The 16,906-nt window shown below is 65.0% G+C and carries 14 protein-coding genes; 2 read left to right on the forward strand and 12 right to left on the reverse strand.

Annotated features, from left to right (window positions below; all coding sequences use genetic code 11):
* Positions 1–21 precede the first annotated feature (21 nt).
* Entirely contained in the window at positions 22–1,197 is a 1,176-nt protein-coding gene (locus E8L03_RS06920; protein WP_144306116.1) for a cytidine deaminase, read from the forward strand.
* 11 nt (positions 1,198–1,208) lie between these two features.
* On the forward strand, positions 1,209–1,583 hold the full coding sequence (locus tag E8L03_RS06925; protein ID WP_144306115.1) for a PilZ domain-containing protein: 375 nt from the start codon (positions 1,209–1,211) through the stop codon (positions 1,581–1,583).
* Between the two features lie 54 nt (positions 1,584–1,637).
* Here the strand turns inward: E8L03_RS06925 and E8L03_RS06930 are convergent, their stop codons facing one another.
* The 12 genes from E8L03_RS06930 to uvrA all read right to left on the reverse strand — a co-directional run bounded on the left by E8L03_RS06930 (position 1,638) and on the right by uvrA (position 16,869).
* Positions 1,638–1,994: a hypothetical protein gene (locus E8L03_RS06930; protein ID WP_171266926.1), complete on the reverse strand. Its 357-nt coding sequence runs from the start codon at positions 1,992–1,994 to the stop codon at positions 1,638–1,640.
* A gap of 354 nt (positions 1,995–2,348) precedes the next feature.
* The gene (gene tyrS / locus E8L03_RS06935) at positions 2,349–3,524 is read right to left on the reverse strand and encodes a tyrosine--tRNA ligase (RefSeq protein WP_144306233.1); all 1,176 of its coding nucleotides are present in this window, start codon (positions 3,522–3,524) and stop codon (positions 2,349–2,351) included.
* 67 nt (positions 3,525–3,591) lie between these two features.
* Positions 3,592–4,368 carry a TIGR00282 family metallophosphoesterase gene (locus tag E8L03_RS06940; RefSeq protein ID WP_144306113.1) on the reverse strand — a complete coding sequence of 259 codons (777 nt, stop codon included), beginning with the start codon at positions 4,366–4,368 and terminating at the stop codon, positions 3,592–3,594.
* The gene (locus tag E8L03_RS06945; protein WP_171266927.1) at positions 4,365–5,675 is read right to left on the reverse strand and encodes a molybdopterin molybdotransferase MoeA; all 1,311 of its coding nucleotides are present in this window, start codon (positions 5,673–5,675) and stop codon (positions 4,365–4,367) included. The genes E8L03_RS06940 and E8L03_RS06945 overlap by 4 nt, the downstream gene beginning before the upstream one ends.
* A gap of 6 nt (positions 5,676–5,681) precedes the next feature.
* Positions 5,682–6,380, reverse strand: coding sequence for a molybdopterin-guanine dinucleotide biosynthesis protein MobB (locus E8L03_RS06950; protein ID WP_144306111.1), 699 nt, complete (start codon positions 6,378–6,380; stop codon positions 5,682–5,684).
* Entirely contained in the window at positions 6,377–7,819 is a 1,443-nt protein-coding gene (locus tag E8L03_RS06955) for an SH3 domain-containing protein (protein WP_171266928.1), read from the reverse strand. Before E8L03_RS06955 ends, E8L03_RS06950 begins: the two co-directional genes overlap by 4 nt.
* 57 nt (positions 7,820–7,876) lie before the next feature.
* On the reverse strand, positions 7,877–9,565 hold the full coding sequence (locus tag E8L03_RS06960) for a response regulator (RefSeq protein WP_144306109.1): 1,689 nt from the start codon (positions 9,563–9,565) through the stop codon (positions 7,877–7,879).
* Entirely contained in the window at positions 9,558–11,816 is a 2,259-nt protein-coding gene (recD2, locus tag E8L03_RS06965) for an SF1B family DNA helicase RecD2 (RefSeq protein WP_235896683.1), read from the reverse strand. Before recD2 ends, E8L03_RS06960 begins: the two co-directional genes overlap by 8 nt.
* Positions 11,816–12,235, reverse strand: a complete 420-nt coding sequence (locus E8L03_RS06970; RefSeq protein ID WP_167512534.1) for a response regulator — start codon at positions 12,233–12,235, stop codon at positions 11,816–11,818. Before E8L03_RS06970 ends, recD2 begins: the two co-directional genes overlap by 1 nt.
* A 125-nt stretch (positions 12,236–12,360) precedes the next feature.
* On the reverse strand, positions 12,361–13,440 hold the full coding sequence (gene aroC / locus E8L03_RS06975) for a chorismate synthase (RefSeq protein WP_171266929.1): 1,080 nt from the start codon (positions 13,438–13,440) through the stop codon (positions 12,361–12,363).
* Positions 13,437–13,985, reverse strand: a complete 549-nt coding sequence (gene aroL, locus E8L03_RS06980) for a shikimate kinase AroL (protein WP_171266930.1) — start codon at positions 13,983–13,985, stop codon at positions 13,437–13,439. Before aroL ends, aroC begins: the two co-directional genes overlap by 4 nt.
* A 100-nt stretch (positions 13,986–14,085) precedes the next feature.
* Positions 14,086–16,869 carry an excinuclease ABC subunit UvrA gene (uvrA, locus tag E8L03_RS06985; RefSeq protein ID WP_171266931.1) on the reverse strand — a complete coding sequence of 928 codons (2,784 nt, stop codon included), beginning with the start codon at positions 16,867–16,869 and terminating at the stop codon, positions 14,086–14,088.
* Positions 16,870–16,906 lie beyond the last annotated feature (37 nt).

Raw genomic sequence — 16,906 nt, forward strand, 5'->3', positions numbered from 1 at the left:
ACCGACACAAGGAATCCACCCATGCTCCGCGCCTTTCCCCCCCGCGTTCTCCTGCTCCTGTTCATAAGCATGGCGTTGTTCCCGGTTGCAGCCGCGGCGCAACCCGGGAGTCTGCCCCCAATCCAGGCCGTATACGGCTTCGACCGCGAGTTCCCGCCTTTTTCCTACGAGATAGACGGAAAACCGGCCGGCTTCGAGGTAGAGCTGCTGAACGCCGCCCTGGAGGGCCGCAACGTCCAGCTCAAGATGGTTCCCATGGACTGGCAGCGAGTCCAGCTCGACCTCTCCGGCGGCTCCATCCAGATAACATCCGGCATGGCCAGAACGCCCCAGCGCGAGCTCCTGTTCGACTTCAGCCAGCTCCCCACGGCCCCGCTCAAGGTGCGGCTCTACACCCGCAACGAGAACCGCGTGGGCAACGTGATCCAGCTGCGTGGCAAGGCCGTGTCCGTGCAGGAAGGGTCGCTCTACGAGCGTATCCTCCAGGACTTCGGTGGCCTGAACATCAAGGGTTACAAGAGTGAGCACGAGGCCCTGCGCGCCCTGGCCAACGGCCAGGTGGACGCCTTTGGCGGCGCGGACAAGACCGCGGCCTACTACGTGCAGAAGCTCGGCCTGGCCAACGTGACGCCCGTGGGCACGCCGCTGGAGGTTACGCGGATCTACTACGCTATTTCCAAGGAAACACCCGAGCTGAAGAAACGGCTCGACCAGGGGTTGTGGGAGCTCATGGAGAACGGCGGCTATGTGGACTTGTTCCGCAAGTGGTTCGTGCGCGACCTGACGCAGGAGCAGATCGACCGGATGGTCCAGTCGGCCTCATCCTCGCTGGTCAACGCCTATGCGCCCTATTCCCAGGACCCGCAGGGCGCGGCCGTGCTCGGCGCGTCCGGCACCATCTACACCGGCGTGAACGTGGAGAACCGCCAGCCGGCCCTCACCGGCTCGGCCCTGCGCGTGGCCATCTACAACGCCATTGCCAACGGCGAGACGGTCCTGCGCGGCGTGGTCATGATGGACGCCAAGGGCAACATCATCACTCCCGCGGGTGACGACCTCCAGGTGCTCTACGAGTTCGGCCAGGAAGTGCTCATCGTCACGCGCCCTGCTCCGGACCGCATGCGCATCGCCTCCATCCTGGAGATGATGCCCTACCCCTACGGCTCCACGCCGCCGCCCTTGCCCCTCGACGAGTAGAGGAACCAGCCATGCCCCATCGCCGCCGCAGCCGTGTTGAAGCACACTTCCGCGCCCTGGTTACCTGCCGGGGTCAGGAGTTCGAGGTCTGGATGCACAACCTCAGCCTGACCGGCATGAAGTTCCGCCAGCCGGATGAAACGATCCTGAGCGCCGGCGATGTCTGCAAGGTGCGCATTCCCCTGGCCGATGACGTGGTGGTCAGGGCGGAGGCTACTGTGGCACGCACGGACGAGCATCTGGCGGCGCTGGACTTCACGGCCATCGACCCGGACAGCTACCCCCACCTGCTGAACATGGTGCGGTATGCATCCGAGAACCCGGACGCCATCGAGAAAGAGCAGCTTCACATCCCCTTTGACGAGTCGGCGTCCAAGGACATCTGATCCGGCCTGAATGACCCGGCCGGCGCGGTATCTGACGAGTACTACCGGACGCGCCTAGCCGCACTCCCGGGCAAGGGCGTCGTAGCCCTTGTCGGTGAGCACGAGGCCCTTGACCTTGCCCTCGCCCGTCTCCAGGCTGACGAAGGCCACGTAGCCCAGGCTGAAGGCCTGATCCACCACATCGCTCGCCTGCTTGCCCATGTGCTTGGGCAGCAAGCCGCCGTTGGTGCGGCTCAGGGCATAGGTGCGGGCTGTGGAGAGCAGCGACAGAACCGGGTTTTCCGAATCGAGGTCCAGCTCGTCCTGCCAGACCGGCGCGTCCCCTGATTGCTCCTCCTCGGGCTGTTCCTCGCCTGCCTGCTCACGGGACTCCATCATTTCCTCGCGTTCTTCCATATCGTGCGGATCCACAGCGCTTGCTCCTTGTCGTTCGATTCATGGTTCGTTCGGTTCGCGGGGTGGCGCGCAACAAGACGCGCAGCCTATAAGGTACCACAGCCGCGCGGCCGCTGTCAGGGAAATGGCCGGGCAGAGCCGAATTGTCACATGCGCGAAGGATTGTGAAAACAGCGCGTCAGCCAGCAGAGCATTTCGAGGAGAAAAAACGCGCATTGGCGAAACAGCCCATGTGTAATCATACCGGGGAAGCGCACACGCCCTGCCATGAAAAAAGGCGGACGCCCCGCGCGAACCGACACATGGCCGGCCAGCGGAGCGTCCGCCTGACATCCGGAAGCCGCGAAGCCTCCGTCACAGTATTTTTCGCTACTGCACGGTAAGCCGCAGAAAGCGCCGCTTGCCCAGCTTCACTGTGTACTCGCCGGGCTGCAGCACGTACTCGCCGTCGCTGTACTTCTCGCCGTCAATGGAGAGCGCGCCCTGCTTGATCAGGCGCTTGGCCTCGCCGCGGGATTCCGTGAGGCCGGAGTCGGCCAGGAAGGCGATGGGCCGGCTGTTCTCGCCGGTCTCCACGGTGTACGCGGGCATGTCGTCGGGGTTCTCGCCCTTGGCAAATACCTGGCGGAAGTTCTCCTCGGCGTGCTTGGCCGCACTCTCGGAGTGGAACCGCGCGGTGATCTCCCAGGCCAGCAGCTCCTTGGCCTTCTTAGGGTGCAGCGTGCAGCAGTCCACGTCCTTCTTCAGCGTCTCGATCTCGCTCAGGCTCCTGTCCGAAAGGAGCTCGTAGTAGCGCCACATCAGCTCGTCCGAGATGGACATGATCTTGCCGTACATATTGGTGGGATCTTCCTCGATGCCCACGTAGTTGTTCAGCGATTTGGACATCTTCTTCACGCCGTCCAGCCCTTCGAGGATAGGCACCGTGAGGATGATCTGCGGCTCCTGGCCGTACTGCTGCTGCAGGTGGCGACCCATAAGCAGATTGAACTTCTGGTCCGTGCCGCCCAGCTCCACGTCGGCCTTCAGGGCCACGGAGTCGTACCCCTGCACCAGGGGGTAGAGGAACTCGTGGATGGCGATGGAACGGTTCTCGGCATAACGGTTGTGGAAGTCGTCACGCTCCAGCATGCGCGCCACGGTGTAGCGTGAGCACAGGGACACGAAGTCCGCGGATGTGAAGGCGTCCATCCAGGTGGAGTTGAAGGCGATCTCGGTGCGCTCCTCGTCGAGGATCTTGAAGATCTGGCGCTTGTACGTCTCCGCGTTCTCCATGACCTGCTCGCGCGTGAGCGGCGGCCGGGTCTCGGACTTGCCGCTGGGGTCGCCGATCATCCCGGTGAAGTCGCCGATCAGGAAGATGACCTGGTGGCCGAGGTCCTGAAAGTGCTTCAGCTTCTGGATAAGCACCGTGTGGCCGAGGTGCAGGTCCGGCGCGGTGGGGTCGAACCCGGCCTTGATGCGCAGAGGTCTGCCCTTGGCGAGTTTTTTCTGCAACTCCTCGGTATTGATGATCTCGACAGCGCCACGTTCGATCTGGGCCATGTCTTGGCTCACGGGAAATACTCCTCTCTGGTCGTCAATATGAAATGAATCCTTGGAATATGCTGCATCACGAGACAAGGCCCACGTCCAGGGCCCTGCCAGTCTCTGGGTCCACGTCCACCCAGACGCCGGAAACCAGCTCCTCGCCGCTTGCTACGGTGAATCGCTTGGGCAGCCCGGTAATGAACCGCTCGATGATGGCCCGCGGGTCCATGCCCAGGGCCGAGTCGCGCACGCCGCACATGCCGGCGTCGGTCAGCGCGGCCGTTCCGCCGGGCAGGATGCGCGCATCGTTTGTCTGGACGTGGGTGTGCGTCCCGAGCACTGCGCTTACCCGACCGGCAAGGTGGTAGGCAAGGGCTATCTTCTCCGATGTGGCCTCGGCATGGATATCCACCAGCCTCACAGGCACAGGCGTATCCCGTGCATCCAGCCTGTCCAGCAGCGCATCTACAGTGCGGAACGGGCAGTCGATGTCGTCCATGAAGGTGCGGCCCATGAGGTTGATGACCGCCACCTCAACGCCGCCGGCGGCGTACACGCCCATGCCGCGGCCGGGCGCGCCGGGCGGGTAGTTGGCCGGCCGCAGGATGCGCGGCTCCGTGTCCAGGGTGGGGTAGAAATCCTTGATCTTCCAGACGTGGTTGCCCGAGGTAAGCACCTGGACGCCGGCATCGAAGAGTTGGCGCGCGGTCTTGAAGTCCATGCCCAGGCCGCCTGCGGCGTTCTCGCCGTTGGCCACCACCAGGGCCGGGTCGTGCTCCCGAATCAGCGCCGGCAGGAGCGCTGCAACAGCGCGGCGGCCGGGGCGACCGACAACGTCGCCCAGGAAGAGAATTCTCACGAAAGGCCCTCCGGCTCCTCCCCCGGATGCCACAGGGGGCAGACCGCGACCTTGCGGCCCTCGTACAGCCCCTCGTCCCCGGCCGGGATGCGCACTAGGCCGTCGGCCTCCACCAGGGTGCGCAGCAGTCCCGATGGTCCGAGCACCGGCTGCGCCACCGGAAGCTCCTGCTTGGATGAACGCTCCAGCCGGATGCGCACGTAGTCCTCGCGGCCCTGCCTGGAGGCTACGTTGCGGCCCATCACCGCCGGCACGAATGCACGACGGCTCCAGGAGAAGGACGCCGTGTCGCCCATGAGGCCGCGCAAAAACGGCAGGCCGAGCACGTGCATGACCACCTGGGCCGAGGTCACCTGGCCGGGCAGGCCGAATATTGCCTTGGCCGAGCCGCCCTGCTCCACCCGCGCCAGCACCAGGGGCTTGCCGGGCCGCATGGCCACGCCGTGCGCCAGGATCTCCGCCCCGGGCAGCCGGGAAACCACAGCAAGGGTCAGGTCGCGTACGCCGATGGAGCTGCCGCCGGAAAGAAAGAGCGCGTCGCACTGCTCCAGCCCCTCGCGCAGGGCCTTTTCCAATGCAGCTTCCTGGTCCGGCACCAGGCCCAGAGAAATGGGCGTTGCTCCGGCGCGGGCGATCATCGCGGCCAGAGCCGGGCTGTTCACGTCACGCACCTGGCCGGGCCGCGGCTTCTGATCGATGGGGATGACCTCGTCGCCCGTGGAGAGCACGGCCGCGCGGGGCAGACGCCCCACCGGGACCTCGGTCTTGCCCAGCGCGGCAAGCAGGCCGATCTCCTGCGGCCGCAGCCGGATTCCTGCGGAAAGCGCCTCGCTGCCGGACTCGGCGTCCTCGCCGCGGAGCATCACGTGCTCGCCAGGAGCCACGGCGCGGCGCACCTCGATAGTGCCGGTTACGACGCCGCCGGACTCGTCGCCCTCCAGGGCCGAGGTGTGCTCCACCATGACCACGGCGTCCGCGCCCTCTGGCAGAATGCCGCCGGTAACGATGGAGGCGCACTCACCGGGTCCGATGGCGCGCTCGGTGGGCTTGTCCACGGACACCTGGGCCACGCACTCGATATACGCCGGGGAAAGCTCGCCCGCACCGAAGAGGTCCTCGGCGCGCACGGCATAGCCGTCCATGGAGGAACGCGCGGCCAGGGGCAAATCCTCGTCGGCCGTTACGCCGGCGGCGAGAACCCGGCCCAGCGCATCGCTGAGGGGCACGGTTTCAACGGGCAGCGGCGGGAAGGAAGTGAGCTTCAGAACAACTTCCGCAACAGAGAGGACCTGGAAGAATGAACGCATGAGCAATCAGTCAAGTTTGATAGTGACAGGGCCTGGAGTGTAGCCCTTGAGCTCGGAAAGCAGGCCGCGGATGGTGGAGCCCACGATGCCGGCCACGAACGGCCCCAGCGGCAGCACCTTGCCGTCGCACTCTACGCGAAGATTCTCGGGGAAGGCGCGGCAGTCGCCGGGTTCGGCGTCGCCCGCCACGATCTCGGCCGCCATGTCGTGGCAGCTCTCCCTGCCGCAGGCCTCGCAGTTCAGCCCGGGCAGTAAAAAACCCTTGTCGAGAACCGCATCGGCCACCGCGTCCACATCGGCAAGCTGCCCCAGCCCGGAAGCCGTGACAGCGCCATACGCGCCAAGGGCCAGCTCCGGCTTCAGTGTTTCCGCCTCGGCCGGCTCGCGCAGCACCAGCACCCGTGGCAGCACGTCCAGGCTCTTGCCCCCTTCCACCAGCAGGAAGTCAGCGCGCATCAGCGGCAGCAAGTCTTCCAACCGCCGGCGGCCCGGCCAGATGAGCATGGAGGTCTCGTCCGACAAGCCGGCAACGGCCGTGCAGTACTTGCCCAGGCGGTCCGTGTCCCGGCCGGCCACGTCCAGCCCATGATGGGCGAACTTCACGGCGGCCACGGAGAGCCCCCGCGCCTGCAGCGTCCTGGCCAGCTCCACTGTAAGCGTGGTCTTGCCCGAGTTCTTGTACCCTACGATGGCTGCGGCTTTCATTGCCCGTCCTTTCCTGCCGTCGCATCCTGCTCCGTTTTGGGAGCGCGCCTGGCAAGGGGGTCATTCATGATGTCGATGCGCGTGAGCAGATCGTAGCCGGAGCGTTGTACAAGCTCCAGCTCCATGCCCGGGCTCGTGGTAGTGATGGCGGCGCGGCCGATGATCTTGCGGCCTTCGGCACCCTCCTCGCTCTTGGTGCGCAGGCCCCACACGGCGTGCAGCACGATGGGCTCGCCCTCGCGCTCGCCCAGATAGAGCATGATGTGGCCGGGCATGTGCAGCAGCGAGCGAAACGGCAAGCCCTCTGCGATGATGCGCTCTTTCTTGGCCTCGCGGTCCAGGTCTTTGAGCTCGGTCGCCACGCCCACCTTGGACTGCTGCCTGGAGTTGCGCGGCAGCCACACGCCGAAGGGGGTGAACAGATCCTTGAGCAGCGAGGAGCAGTCGCGGTCTTCATACAGCCCGCCCCAGCCATACTCCCGGCCCACCATGACCCTGGCGACCTCGGCCATGTTGCGGCTGGTAAAGGTCAGCGGCATGACCACGGCGTCCGTGGGCTTCAGCCGGGCCATTTTGATGACGGCATTGCCCTCGGTGTCGGCCACGGGCACCATCACGTCATACCCGCCAGCAGACGCGGCGTCCTCATGGCCGAAACGCGGGAACACCGCCCCCACATGCGCCGTGAACACATAGCGTCCGCCCGGATCGGTCACGGGCACGTCGTCCTCCACCAGGGCCGCATAGTCGCCGGTCTGGTACTCGTCCACAAAGGAGTCGCTCACAAAGGCCACGTCCTCGGCCGGAACCCAGCCCGAGGCAAAGGCCGTTTCCGCATAGAGCCACGCCTTGGAGGCCGAAACGTGCGAGATGAACACGGGCGTGCCGACCCAGACCGCCGTGTTCTGGAAGTAATCGAAGGGGAAGCCCTCGCCGGCTTTGTCGAAGTCCTCGAAGTACGGGCGATTGGTGGGCAGCACCCGCATGCTGGTGTTGCGCAGGGTAATGGCCCGCCGGGCCTCGCTGGGGAATGCCTCGGGCCGGCTCTCCCGGCGCAGCTCGTCCATGAACTCCGGGCCGCGGCGCAGGGTGTTCTCGCCGTAGCCGGGCTGACTGCCGTAGCGTTCCAGCCCCCAGAGCGCCTCCCGCGCGGTGTGGGCGGATTTGGTCATGCGCCAGGGGCCGAAGAATCGCGTCAGGTACTTTTCATAAAGCTCGTGCTGGCGTTCCGATCCCAGGGACGTGGAGGCGTCGTTGGATACGTAGTCGCGCGGGTCCTGGGAGAGCTCCAGCAGATCGGCAACAGGCGCACCGGCGATGCGCTGGCCCGGGAGCGGCCCCTTCGGCGCGCAACCGGCGGCCAGAATCAGGAGCATCGCAGCCATGCAGACGAGAAAACGCGTGGCAAAGGTTCTGGAAGAGCTTTTTTCGGATGTCATGATCTCACTCTGCAAAAGGGGTGAGAGGTTTGGGAGACGCGGCGGCCGGATCGTTCGTCACGCCTTGCGCCCGCGTCTGGCCAGGGCGTTGCGCATCGCCTCCGTAAGACGCTTCGACTCTACAGGCTTGGTCACATACTCGTCCACATCGGCGGCCAGGATGCGCTCGCGGGCGTCGTTGTGCGCAAAGACGGTGAGCGCCACCACCGGGATCGCGGGATCGCGAACCTCGTACCCTTCCCGAACGCCGCGGATGTGCTCCACGGCAGTGACGCCGTCCATCTTCGGCATCTGGATGTCGGTAATCACCAGGTCGAAATCCTCTGCGCCAAGACGCTGCAACGCCGCAACGCCATTCTCCGCCATGACCACGATGTGGCCCATCTTGTCCAACATGAGGCGCGCATACATCCGGCTCACCTCCTCATCTTCCACCAGCAGAATCTTGAGCGGGCCCAAAGTGGGGGGCTCAACGCGCCGCATCGCGCTGCGATCGGTCCAAAGTCCGTTCGCAGGCGCCGCCATCAGCTCGGCCACGAACAGGCTGCCCCGACGTTTATTGGATTCCAGTCGCACGCCGCCGCCCATGGACATGGCGATATGCCTGGCGATGGGCAGGCCCAGACCCGCACCGGCGTGCTTCTTGGTCATCAGCTCCTCGCCCAGGAAAAAGCTTTCGAAGATGTGCTCCTGCGCTTCTGCCTCGATGCCCGGCCCGGTATCCGAAACCTCGATGCGCAGGGGAATCCTGCCGCTTGCGGACGAAGTGCCCAGACGAATGCTGAGCGAAACGCCGCCCGACTGGGTGAACTTCACGGCGTTGTCCAGCAGGTTGAAGACGAGCTGCTTGAGCCGGTCCGGATCGGCATTGATTTCTTCAGGAATGTCCGCTTCGATGATCGAGGAGAAGGAAAGGCCCTTGGTCAGCGCACGGCGGCGGAACAAGGTGATGACCTGCTCCAGGCTGCTGCGCAGTGCGAAGTTGCGCGGCCGCAGCACCAGCCGTCCGGCTTCGGCCTTGGATACGTCCAGAAGGTTGCTGACGATGCGCAGCATCTCATGGCCGGCCTGGCGGATGGCGCTCAGGCAGATGCGCTGCTCCTCGTCCAGCGCCGTGTCGCGAAGGATCTCCGACATGCCCAGGATGCCGTTGAGCGGCGTGCGCAGCTCGTGGCTCATGTTCGCCAGGAAATCCCGCTTGGCGTTGTTGGCGGCCACCAGATCGCGCGTGCGCTCGTGCACCATGCGCTCCAGCTTTTTGTGGGAGCGCTGCAGATCCTTCACCACATTGCGTCGTTCCGTGATATCGGCGAAGCCCACGACGATGCGACCGTCCTGCAGACGGCAGGAGCGGAAATCGACGCTGCGCACGCCGTCCTGCGTGTGCAACTCCATGACACCGGTGGAGCGCTCGGTCTGCTGACCATCCTCGAAGCGCACGAGATCCGCCAGCGTCTCCCCGGTCTCGGCGGCCATGGCCCTGCCTACCCCGGCCCAATCCTCGGGGACTCCGTTGCCCTCGTCCAGCAGCGCGGCGGCCACCACGTTCATATAGAGGATGCTCAGATCCGGTGCGAGCAGCATGACGCCGAAGGGCGCGTTGGACAGCACCAACCGCAGCGACGCCTCATGCGAGGCCTGGTCCCTGCCCTGCCTCTGCTCTCCGTCCACCTGTGCGACGCGTTCCGAGAAGCCGGACAGCATCTCGTAAGGCGTCATTGATTTCTTGGATGTGCGATCAGCCATTGTCGGCTCCCTTGGCCAGGCGCTGGGCAAGGCGGGTATGCCGGCGGCGGATGGCATTATTGCGCACGGCTATGGCCAGGGCCTTCTTGGAGCCCACGACCACGACGAGACGGCGACCGCGCGTGACGGCAGTATACAGCAGGTTGCGTTGCAGCAGAACGTAATGTTCCAGCAGCACGGGCACAACAACGGCCGGGTACTCCGAGCCTTGGGACTTGTGCACGGACACGGCGTACGCCGTGACCACGTCCTCCAGGTCGGCGTCGTCCAGCTCCACATCGCGGTCGTCAAAACGCACCGTAAGGGCGGTGTGCTCCTGGTCCAGCTTTACGATGCGGCCAATATCGCCGTTGAAGACGTCTTTTTCATAGTTATTGCGAACCTGCATGACCTTGTCCCCGAGCCGGAAGATCCGCTTGCCGCGTTTGAGCGTGGCGGTCTCCCGATTAAGCGCGTCCTGCAGGCGTTCGTTGAGCCGCGCCGCGCCGCAGGCGCCCTTGTGCATGGGCGAGAGCACCTGCACGTCCTCCACGGGGTCGAGGTTGAAGCGCTGGGGAATGCGCTCGCGCACCAGCTCCACCACCATGTCGGCGGCCATCTCCGGGTCCTCCTGCCGCACGAAGTAGAAGTCGGACAAGGAACCGTCAGCCGGAGGCTCCATATTGGGCAGCCGCCCCTCGTTGATGGCGTGGGCGCTCATGACGATCTCGCTGCGCTGAGCCTGGCGGAAGATCTCGTCCAGCTCCACCACGGGCACGGCGTTCGACTCGATGATGTCCGAGAGCACGTTGCCCGGCCCCACCGAGGGCAGCTGGTTGCCGTCGCCCACCAGGACCACGGTGGCGCCCAGGGGAATGGCCATGAGCAGGTGGTGCATCAGCGAGATGTCCACCATGGAGGCCTCGTCCACAATGATGAGCTGGCAGGACAAGGGGTTGGCCTCGTTGCGGTGGAAGCCGTTGTTCTGCGGACCGTACTCCAGCAGGCGGTGGATGGTCTTGGCCTCGTGGCGGCAGGTCTCTGCCATGCGCTTGGCCGCCCGGCCCGTGGGCGCGGCCAGCAGCGCCTTGGCGCCCATGGCCGAGAATATGCGCAGGATGGCGCGGATGATGGTGGTCTTGCCTGTGCCGGGTCCGCCCGTGACCACGAGCACCTTCTCCCGCGCGGCCATGCGGATGGCGTCGGCCTGCTTGGGGGCCAGGGTGATGCGCTGCTTCTCCTGCACCCAGGCGATGGCCTTTTCCGCATCCACGGCCCGCAGCGACTTGGGCGCGGCGCACAGCGCCAGCAGCCGGTGGGCCACGATCTTCTCCGCGGTGTGCAGCCGCGGCAGGTAGATGGCGGGCTCCTCCTCGCCGCGGAAGTACTCGGCCGTGAGCCGGTCCTGCTGGCACAGGGAGCGCAGGGGCTCCTCCAGCGCCTCGAACTCGGCCTGCAATATCTCGGATGCGCGCTTCAGCAGCTCGTGCGACGGCATGTAGACGTGGCCCTGGTTGACGGACTCCGACATGACGTAGTGCAGGCCGGCCTCCAGGCGCAGGGGCGAGTCTTTCGGAAAGCCCAGCTTTTCGGCAATGGCGTCCGCCGTGAGAAAGCCGATGCCGCTGATCTCCTCGGCCAGGCGGTACGGATTCTCCCGCACCAGGTCGAGGGCGGCGCGGCCGTAGGCGCGAAAGATGCGCACAGACAGGCCTGGCCCAACACCGTGGGATTGCAGGAAAAGCATCAGGTCGCGGGACTCGCGCTGCTCCTGCCAGCCCTCCACGATCTTCTTCAGCCGGCCGGCGCCGATGCCGTCCACGGAGAGCAGCTTCTTGGGCTCGTGTTCGATGACGTCCAGGGTCTTGGCCCCGAAGGCGTCCACAATGCGTTGGGCGTAGGTGGGGCCGATGCCCTTGATCTGGCCGGAGCCGAGGTAGAGCCGGATGCCCGTAATGCTGGTGGGCAGTGCGGCGGACGAGGACTCCACACGGAACTGCTCGCCGTAGCGCTTGTCCACAACCCAGCGGCCGGCCATGGTCACTGCCTGGCCGGGCATGGGCTGGGCCATGGGCCCCACGGCGGTAACCAAGCCGCGCTGGCCCTGCACCCGGACCTTGGCCACGGTAAAGCCGTCGTCCTCGCTGGTGAAGGTGATGGACTCGATGTGGCCGGTAAGCTCTTCCCTATCCGGGTCCACGCTCGGTTTTTCCACACCATCCAGCAACAGCGGTTCGCCCTGCTGCTGCCCCATATATCTGTCTGCGCTCATCAGCGCGCTCTCCCGGACATGACGGCCGCAACCTCATCGTGCAAGAGCTGGGCGACCACTGGCTTGGTGATGATGGCGGTGACGCCGCACTCCACGCACTCAGCGTACACGTCCGCCTTGTCGTGCCCTGTGAGCACGATGGCCGGAATATCCGCATCGATGTCCCGCACGCCGCGGCGGATGGCCCGCAGCATCTCGATACCACCCATGATGGGCATGGAGAGATCGACCACCAGCAGGTCAGGTTGTTCGCGTTCCGCCATTCCCAACGCCATATCCCCGTCCTCTGCAAGCAGGACTGTGTGACCGCGCTTCTCCAGGATGCGCTGGAGCAGCGAGCGGTTCACCACATCGTCGTCGGCCACCAGGATGTGGAATGGACCGTTGGTTCCTTGGAGTTCCTCAGCAGACGCGGCCATCATGATGATCGTCGTATAGAGTAACGTGAGAAAATTGGCGAGTGGAGAAGCGCATGTGCGTCTCAAAGTTTGTCAAACAGTATTCCCACGTACGCGATGGACATCAAGGTCTTTCTTTCTCGTCGTTATGGCCGGCCGCCCATGCGCCGCTGCAGGAGCACGAAATCCGCCGTCACCAGGGAGGCCATGGCCTCCAGCACGGGCACAATGCGCGGTATGGCCGAAACGTCGTGCCGGCCGCCCATGGAGATGGTCGTGGCTTCACCGCTGCTATTCACTGTGCGCTGCTCCTTGAAGATGGACGGAATGGGCTTGACCGCCACCCGTGCCACCACGGGCCGTCCATCCGAGATACCGCCCAGGATGCCGCCAGCGTTGTTGCTCGACTGCTCCATGCCTATGGGGACAAGGGGATCGTTGTTGACGCTGCCCAGGGACCGCGCCGCCGCAAACCCGGAGCCAATCTCCACGCCCTTCACCGCGCCCACGCCCATCAAGGCGTAGGCAAGACGGGCGTCCAGCTTGTCGAAAACAGGCTCGCCCAGGCCGGTAGGCATGCCGTGGATCTCCACCTGCACGACGCCGCCGATGGAGTCGCCGTCCTTTTTCACCTCGGCCACGCGCTCCTTCCACGCTTCCACGGCGTCCGGATGCGGCGCAAAGAACGGCCGTTCCTGCGCGCTGGCCAGGTCCGCCTCGCTGAAAGCCGGCGCGGCCACGCCGCCCAGCTCCACCGGAAAGACCCGAAAGGAGACACCCAACCCGGCCAGAAACGCCTGGGCCACGGCGCCGCCAACTACGCGGCTCACGGTCTCCCGCGCCGAGGAGCGGCCGCCGCCGCGGTAGTCGCGCACGCCGTACTTGGCGTCGTAGGTGATGTCCGCATGGCCGGGCCGGTAGACGTCCTTGACCTTGGAGTAATCGCGGGAGCGCTGGTCCTGGTTCTCAATGAGGAAGCCGATGGCCGTGCCTGTGGTCGCGCCTTCCAACACACCGGAGTAAAGCTGCACGCGGTCCGGTTCCTTGCGCGTTGTGGAGGCGCCGCCGGGCTGGCCGGGCTTGCGCTTGTCGAGTTTTTCTTGGATGGCCTCTTCGGAAAGGGGCACGCCGGCCGGACAGCCTTCCACCACACCGCCCAGGCCGCGGCCATGGGATTCGCCGAATGTTGTGAGACGAAAGAGACGGCCAAAGCTATCGCCGCTCATGAATCCACTCCTTCTTGTTGCGGGTCCGCCTCCAGTCTGGCGGCAAGGTCGGCCGCCAGCTGATCCAGCGGCATTTCTCCGTTCACAACGATATGCGCCGTGTCTTTGTACAGTGATTCGCGTTCCGCCAGCACCTGGGCCACCTCTTCCACCGGCGAACAGCCTGTGAGCGACGGCCGCTGCCCGGGCTGCAGGTCTGAGCAAAGCCTGTCCGCCAGCACCTCTGCCGAGGCTTCTATGTAGACCACGATACCGGCCTCGCGCATCCTTTCGCGGTTTGCCGGGTCCAGCACCACGCCGCCGCCGGTGGCGATGACGAGGGGGCCGGGACGCGTGGCGATCTCGTCCAGAATTGTGGTCTCCAACTCACGAAATGCGGGCCATCCTTCGCGCTCCACCAAATCCGATATCGGACAACTAAGACAGTCCACGGCCACCACGTCGGCATCCACGAACGCCGCGCTCATGTGCTCTGCCAGCAGTTTACCTAGGCTTGATTTGCCGGACGCTCGCAGGCCGATGAGAAAGACGCGCTCATGAAGCATTGTTCTTGCTATCCCCAGTAAAAGAAACGCCCCACATCGCCGCAAGGCGAGTGGAGCGTGTTGCGATATTTCGAGGTTCATTCACCATGCGTTCGATGTCTTATGCGATAGCTTCGGTCGCTTCCGCAACAAGGAAACTGCCTGTTACGGAATCCGGGTCGTTCATGATCTCCTCGGGCGTTCCCTTGGAGACGATGCAGCCGCCGGCCTCGCCGCCGCCGGGCCCCAGGTCGATCACGTGGTCGGCCGCGCGGATAACGTCGATGTTGTGCTCGATGACCACAACGCTGGCGCCGCGGTCCACCAGCTTGTGCAGCACCTGGATGAGCTTGCCCACCTCGTGCATGTGCAGGCCGGTGGTGGGCTCGTCCAGAATATACAGCGCTCCGGGCAGGCTGCGCTTGCCCAGCTCCCTGGATATCTTGATGCGCTGGGCCTCGCCGCCGGAAAGCGTGGTGGCAGGCTGGCCCAGGGCCAGATACTCCAACCCCACCTCCTTGAGCACGGTGAGCCGTCGTTCAAGCGCCGGATAATTTTCGAAGAAAGCTAGCGCCTCGCGTACGGTCATGTCCAGTACATCAGCGATGTTTTTACCTTTATACGTGACTTCCAGGGTCTCGCGGTTGTAGCGCTTCCCCTTGCACACGTCGCAGGTCACGTAGATATCCGGCAGAAAATGCATCTCCACGCGGATCTGGCCGTCGCCCTGGCAATTCTCGCAGCGGCCGCCCTTGACGTTGAAGCTGAAGCGGCCGGGTTTGTAGCCCCTGGCCTTGGCCTCCGGCGTCTGGGCGAAGATGTTGCGTATCTCGTCGAAAATCTTGGTGTACGTGGCCGGATTGGAGCGCGGGGTGCGGCCGATGGGCGTCTGGTCGATCTCGATGATCTTCTCCACCTGCTCCGCGCCTTCGATGCCGCGGATGAGACCGGGATTGTCCACCTTGATGCCCCGCGCCAGGGCCAGGTGCTTATATAAGGTATCCACCACCAGGGACGACTTGCCCGAGCCGGACACGCCGGTGACGCAGACAAGGTTGCCCAGGGGGATCTCGCAGTTCACGTTCTTGAGATTGTTGGTCTGCGCGCCCATGAGCTTAAGCGCGCCTTTAGACTCGCGCCTGGTTGTGGGCGGAATGATCGCCAGGTCGCCGCGCAGGTACTTGGCCGTGAGCGAGTCCGGGTTGGTCAGCAGCCCTCCTTCACCGCGCACTGGTCCGGTATGTACCAGCTCGCCGCCCAGGCGGCCGGAGCCGGGACCAAGCTCCAGCACATGGTCGGCGCTGCGAATCGTTGCCTCGTCGTGCTCCACCACCAGCACCGTGTTGCCGCGGCTCTGCAGGTTGCGCAGGGTGTCCAGCAAGCGCTGGTTATCCCGCGGATGCAGGCCGATGGAGGGCTCGTCCAGCACGTAGGTCACGCCCACCAGGCCGGAGCCCAGCTGCCCGGCCAGCCGGATGCGTTGCGCCTCGCCGCCCGAGAGCGTGGACATGTTCCGCGCCAGGCTCAGGTAGTCCAGCCCCACGTTGGCCAGGAACGAGAGCCTGTGGATGAGTTCCTTGAGCAGAGGCTCGGCAATGAAGCTCTTGTGGCCGGAGAACTCCTGCGTTTCCAGCCAGGTGAGCGCCCGCGATATGGGCAGGGAGCAGAACTGGTAGATATTCAGGTCGCCCACGCGCACTGCCAGGGCCGCCGGCTTGAGCCGCGCCCCGTCGCACTCCGGGCAGGGCCGGCTCTGCCGGTAGCGGGAAAGCTCGTCCCGCCAGACACTGCCAAAGCCCATGCCCATCTCCAGAACGTTCACCACCCCTTCCCAGCCAGCGCCGGCGTCGCCAAAGAACAGCGCTTCCCACGCTTCCTGCGAATAATCCTCGAACGGCGTCTTCAGCGTAAACTTGTGGCGCTTGCCCAGCTTCTTCAACCGCTCCTCGTACCGGCCGAACACGGACTCCCGCCGCCACGGCAGCAGCCCGCCTCCTTCCAGGGAAAGGCCCTTGTTGGGCGCCAGCAGGTTGGGCTCGAAGTACTCCACGCTGCCGATGCCGGAGCAACGCGGGCACGCGCCCTGCGGCGAGTTGAAGGAGAAAAGCTGCGGCGTGAGCTCCGGCAGGCTGATCTTGCACGTGGGGCAGACAGACTGCGTGGAAAAGACGCGGTCTTTGTCCTCGCCCACGACCTGCACCTGCAACCGGCCGCCACCGTAGGAGAGCGCGAGCTCCACGGAGTCCGCCAGCCGGGTGCGCAGCCCGTCCTTGCTCACCAGCCGGTCCACCACTAGGTCGATGGTGTGCTTCTTGTTCTTCTCCAACTGCGGCAACGGCTCCAGCGGCGTGACCTCGCCGTTGATGCGCACGCGGGCAAAGCCCTGGGCCTTCAGCTTCTTGAGCCGGTCCAGGTGCGTGCCCTTCTGATGGTCCACCAGCGGGGCCATGAGAATGAACTTGGTGCCCTCGGGCAGATCGAGAATCTGGTCGATGATCTGGTCCGAGGTCTGGGCCTCGATGGGCCGGCCGCACTCCGGGCAGTAGAACGTGCCCAGCCGGGCGAAAAAGACGCGCAAAAAGTCGTAGACCTCGGTGACCGTTCCGACCGTGGACCGCGGGTTGCGCGAGGCAGTCTGCTGCTCCAGGCTGATGGCCGGAGACAGGCCCTCGATCTTGTCCACCTGGGGCTTGTCCATCTGCGGCAGGAACTGCCGCGCGTAGGCCGAGAGGGACTCCACGTAGCGGCGCTGGCCCTCGGCATACACGATGTCGAACGCCAGGGTGGACTTGCCGGAACCGGAGGGCCCGCAGATGACCACGAGCTGGTCGCGGGGGATCTCCAGGGTGAGATCTTTGAGGTTGTGCTGCTTTGCGCCTTCTATGCGTATAACCTGATGTTTCACAAGAACTCCAACATATTCGGGGGAATGGATAGCTGTT

It is taken from the genome of Oceanidesulfovibrio marinus, assembly GCF_013085545.1.
In the GTDB taxonomy this organism is placed as follows: domain Bacteria; phylum Desulfobacterota; class Desulfovibrionia; order Desulfovibrionales; family Desulfovibrionaceae; genus Oceanidesulfovibrio; species Oceanidesulfovibrio marinus.

Bases quoted from the DNA above. Each gene is read 5' to 3' on its own strand.
- E8L03_RS06920 (WP_144306116.1), top strand. From the start codon at position 22: ATGCTCCGCGCCTTTCCCCCCCGCGTTCTCCTGCTCCTGTTCATAAGC.
- E8L03_RS06925 (WP_144306115.1), top strand. From the start codon at position 1,209: ATGCCCCATCGCCGCCGCAGCCGTGTTGAAGCACACTTCCGCGCCCTG.
- tyrS (WP_144306233.1), bottom strand. From the start codon at position 3,524: ATGGCCCAGATCGAACGTGGCGCTGTCGAGATCATCAATACCGAGGAG.
- E8L03_RS06945 (WP_171266927.1), bottom strand. From the start codon at position 5,675: ATGCGTTCATTCTTCCAGGTCCTCTCTGTTGCGGAAGTTGTTCTGAAG.
- E8L03_RS06950 (WP_144306111.1), bottom strand. From the start codon at position 6,380: ATGAAAGCCGCAGCCATCGTAGGGTACAAGAACTCGGGCAAGACCACG.
- E8L03_RS06955 (WP_171266928.1), bottom strand. From the start codon at position 7,819: ATGACATCCGAAAAAAGCTCTTCCAGAACCTTTGCCACGCGTTTTCTC.
- E8L03_RS06960 (WP_144306109.1), bottom strand. From the start codon at position 9,565: ATGGCTGATCGCACATCCAAGAAATCAATGACGCCTTACGAGATGCTG.
- recD2 (WP_235896683.1), bottom strand. From the start codon at position 11,816: ATGAGCGCAGACAGATATATGGGGCAGCAGCAGGGCGAACCGCTGTTG.
- E8L03_RS06970 (WP_167512534.1), bottom strand. From the start codon at position 12,235: ATGGCCGCGTCTGCTGAGGAACTCCAAGGAACCAACGGTCCATTCCAC.
- aroC (WP_171266929.1), bottom strand. From the start codon at position 13,440: ATGAGCGGCGATAGCTTTGGCCGTCTCTTTCGTCTCACAACATTCGGC.
- aroL (WP_171266930.1), bottom strand. From the start codon at position 13,985: ATGCTTCATGAGCGCGTCTTTCTCATCGGCCTGCGAGCGTCCGGCAAA.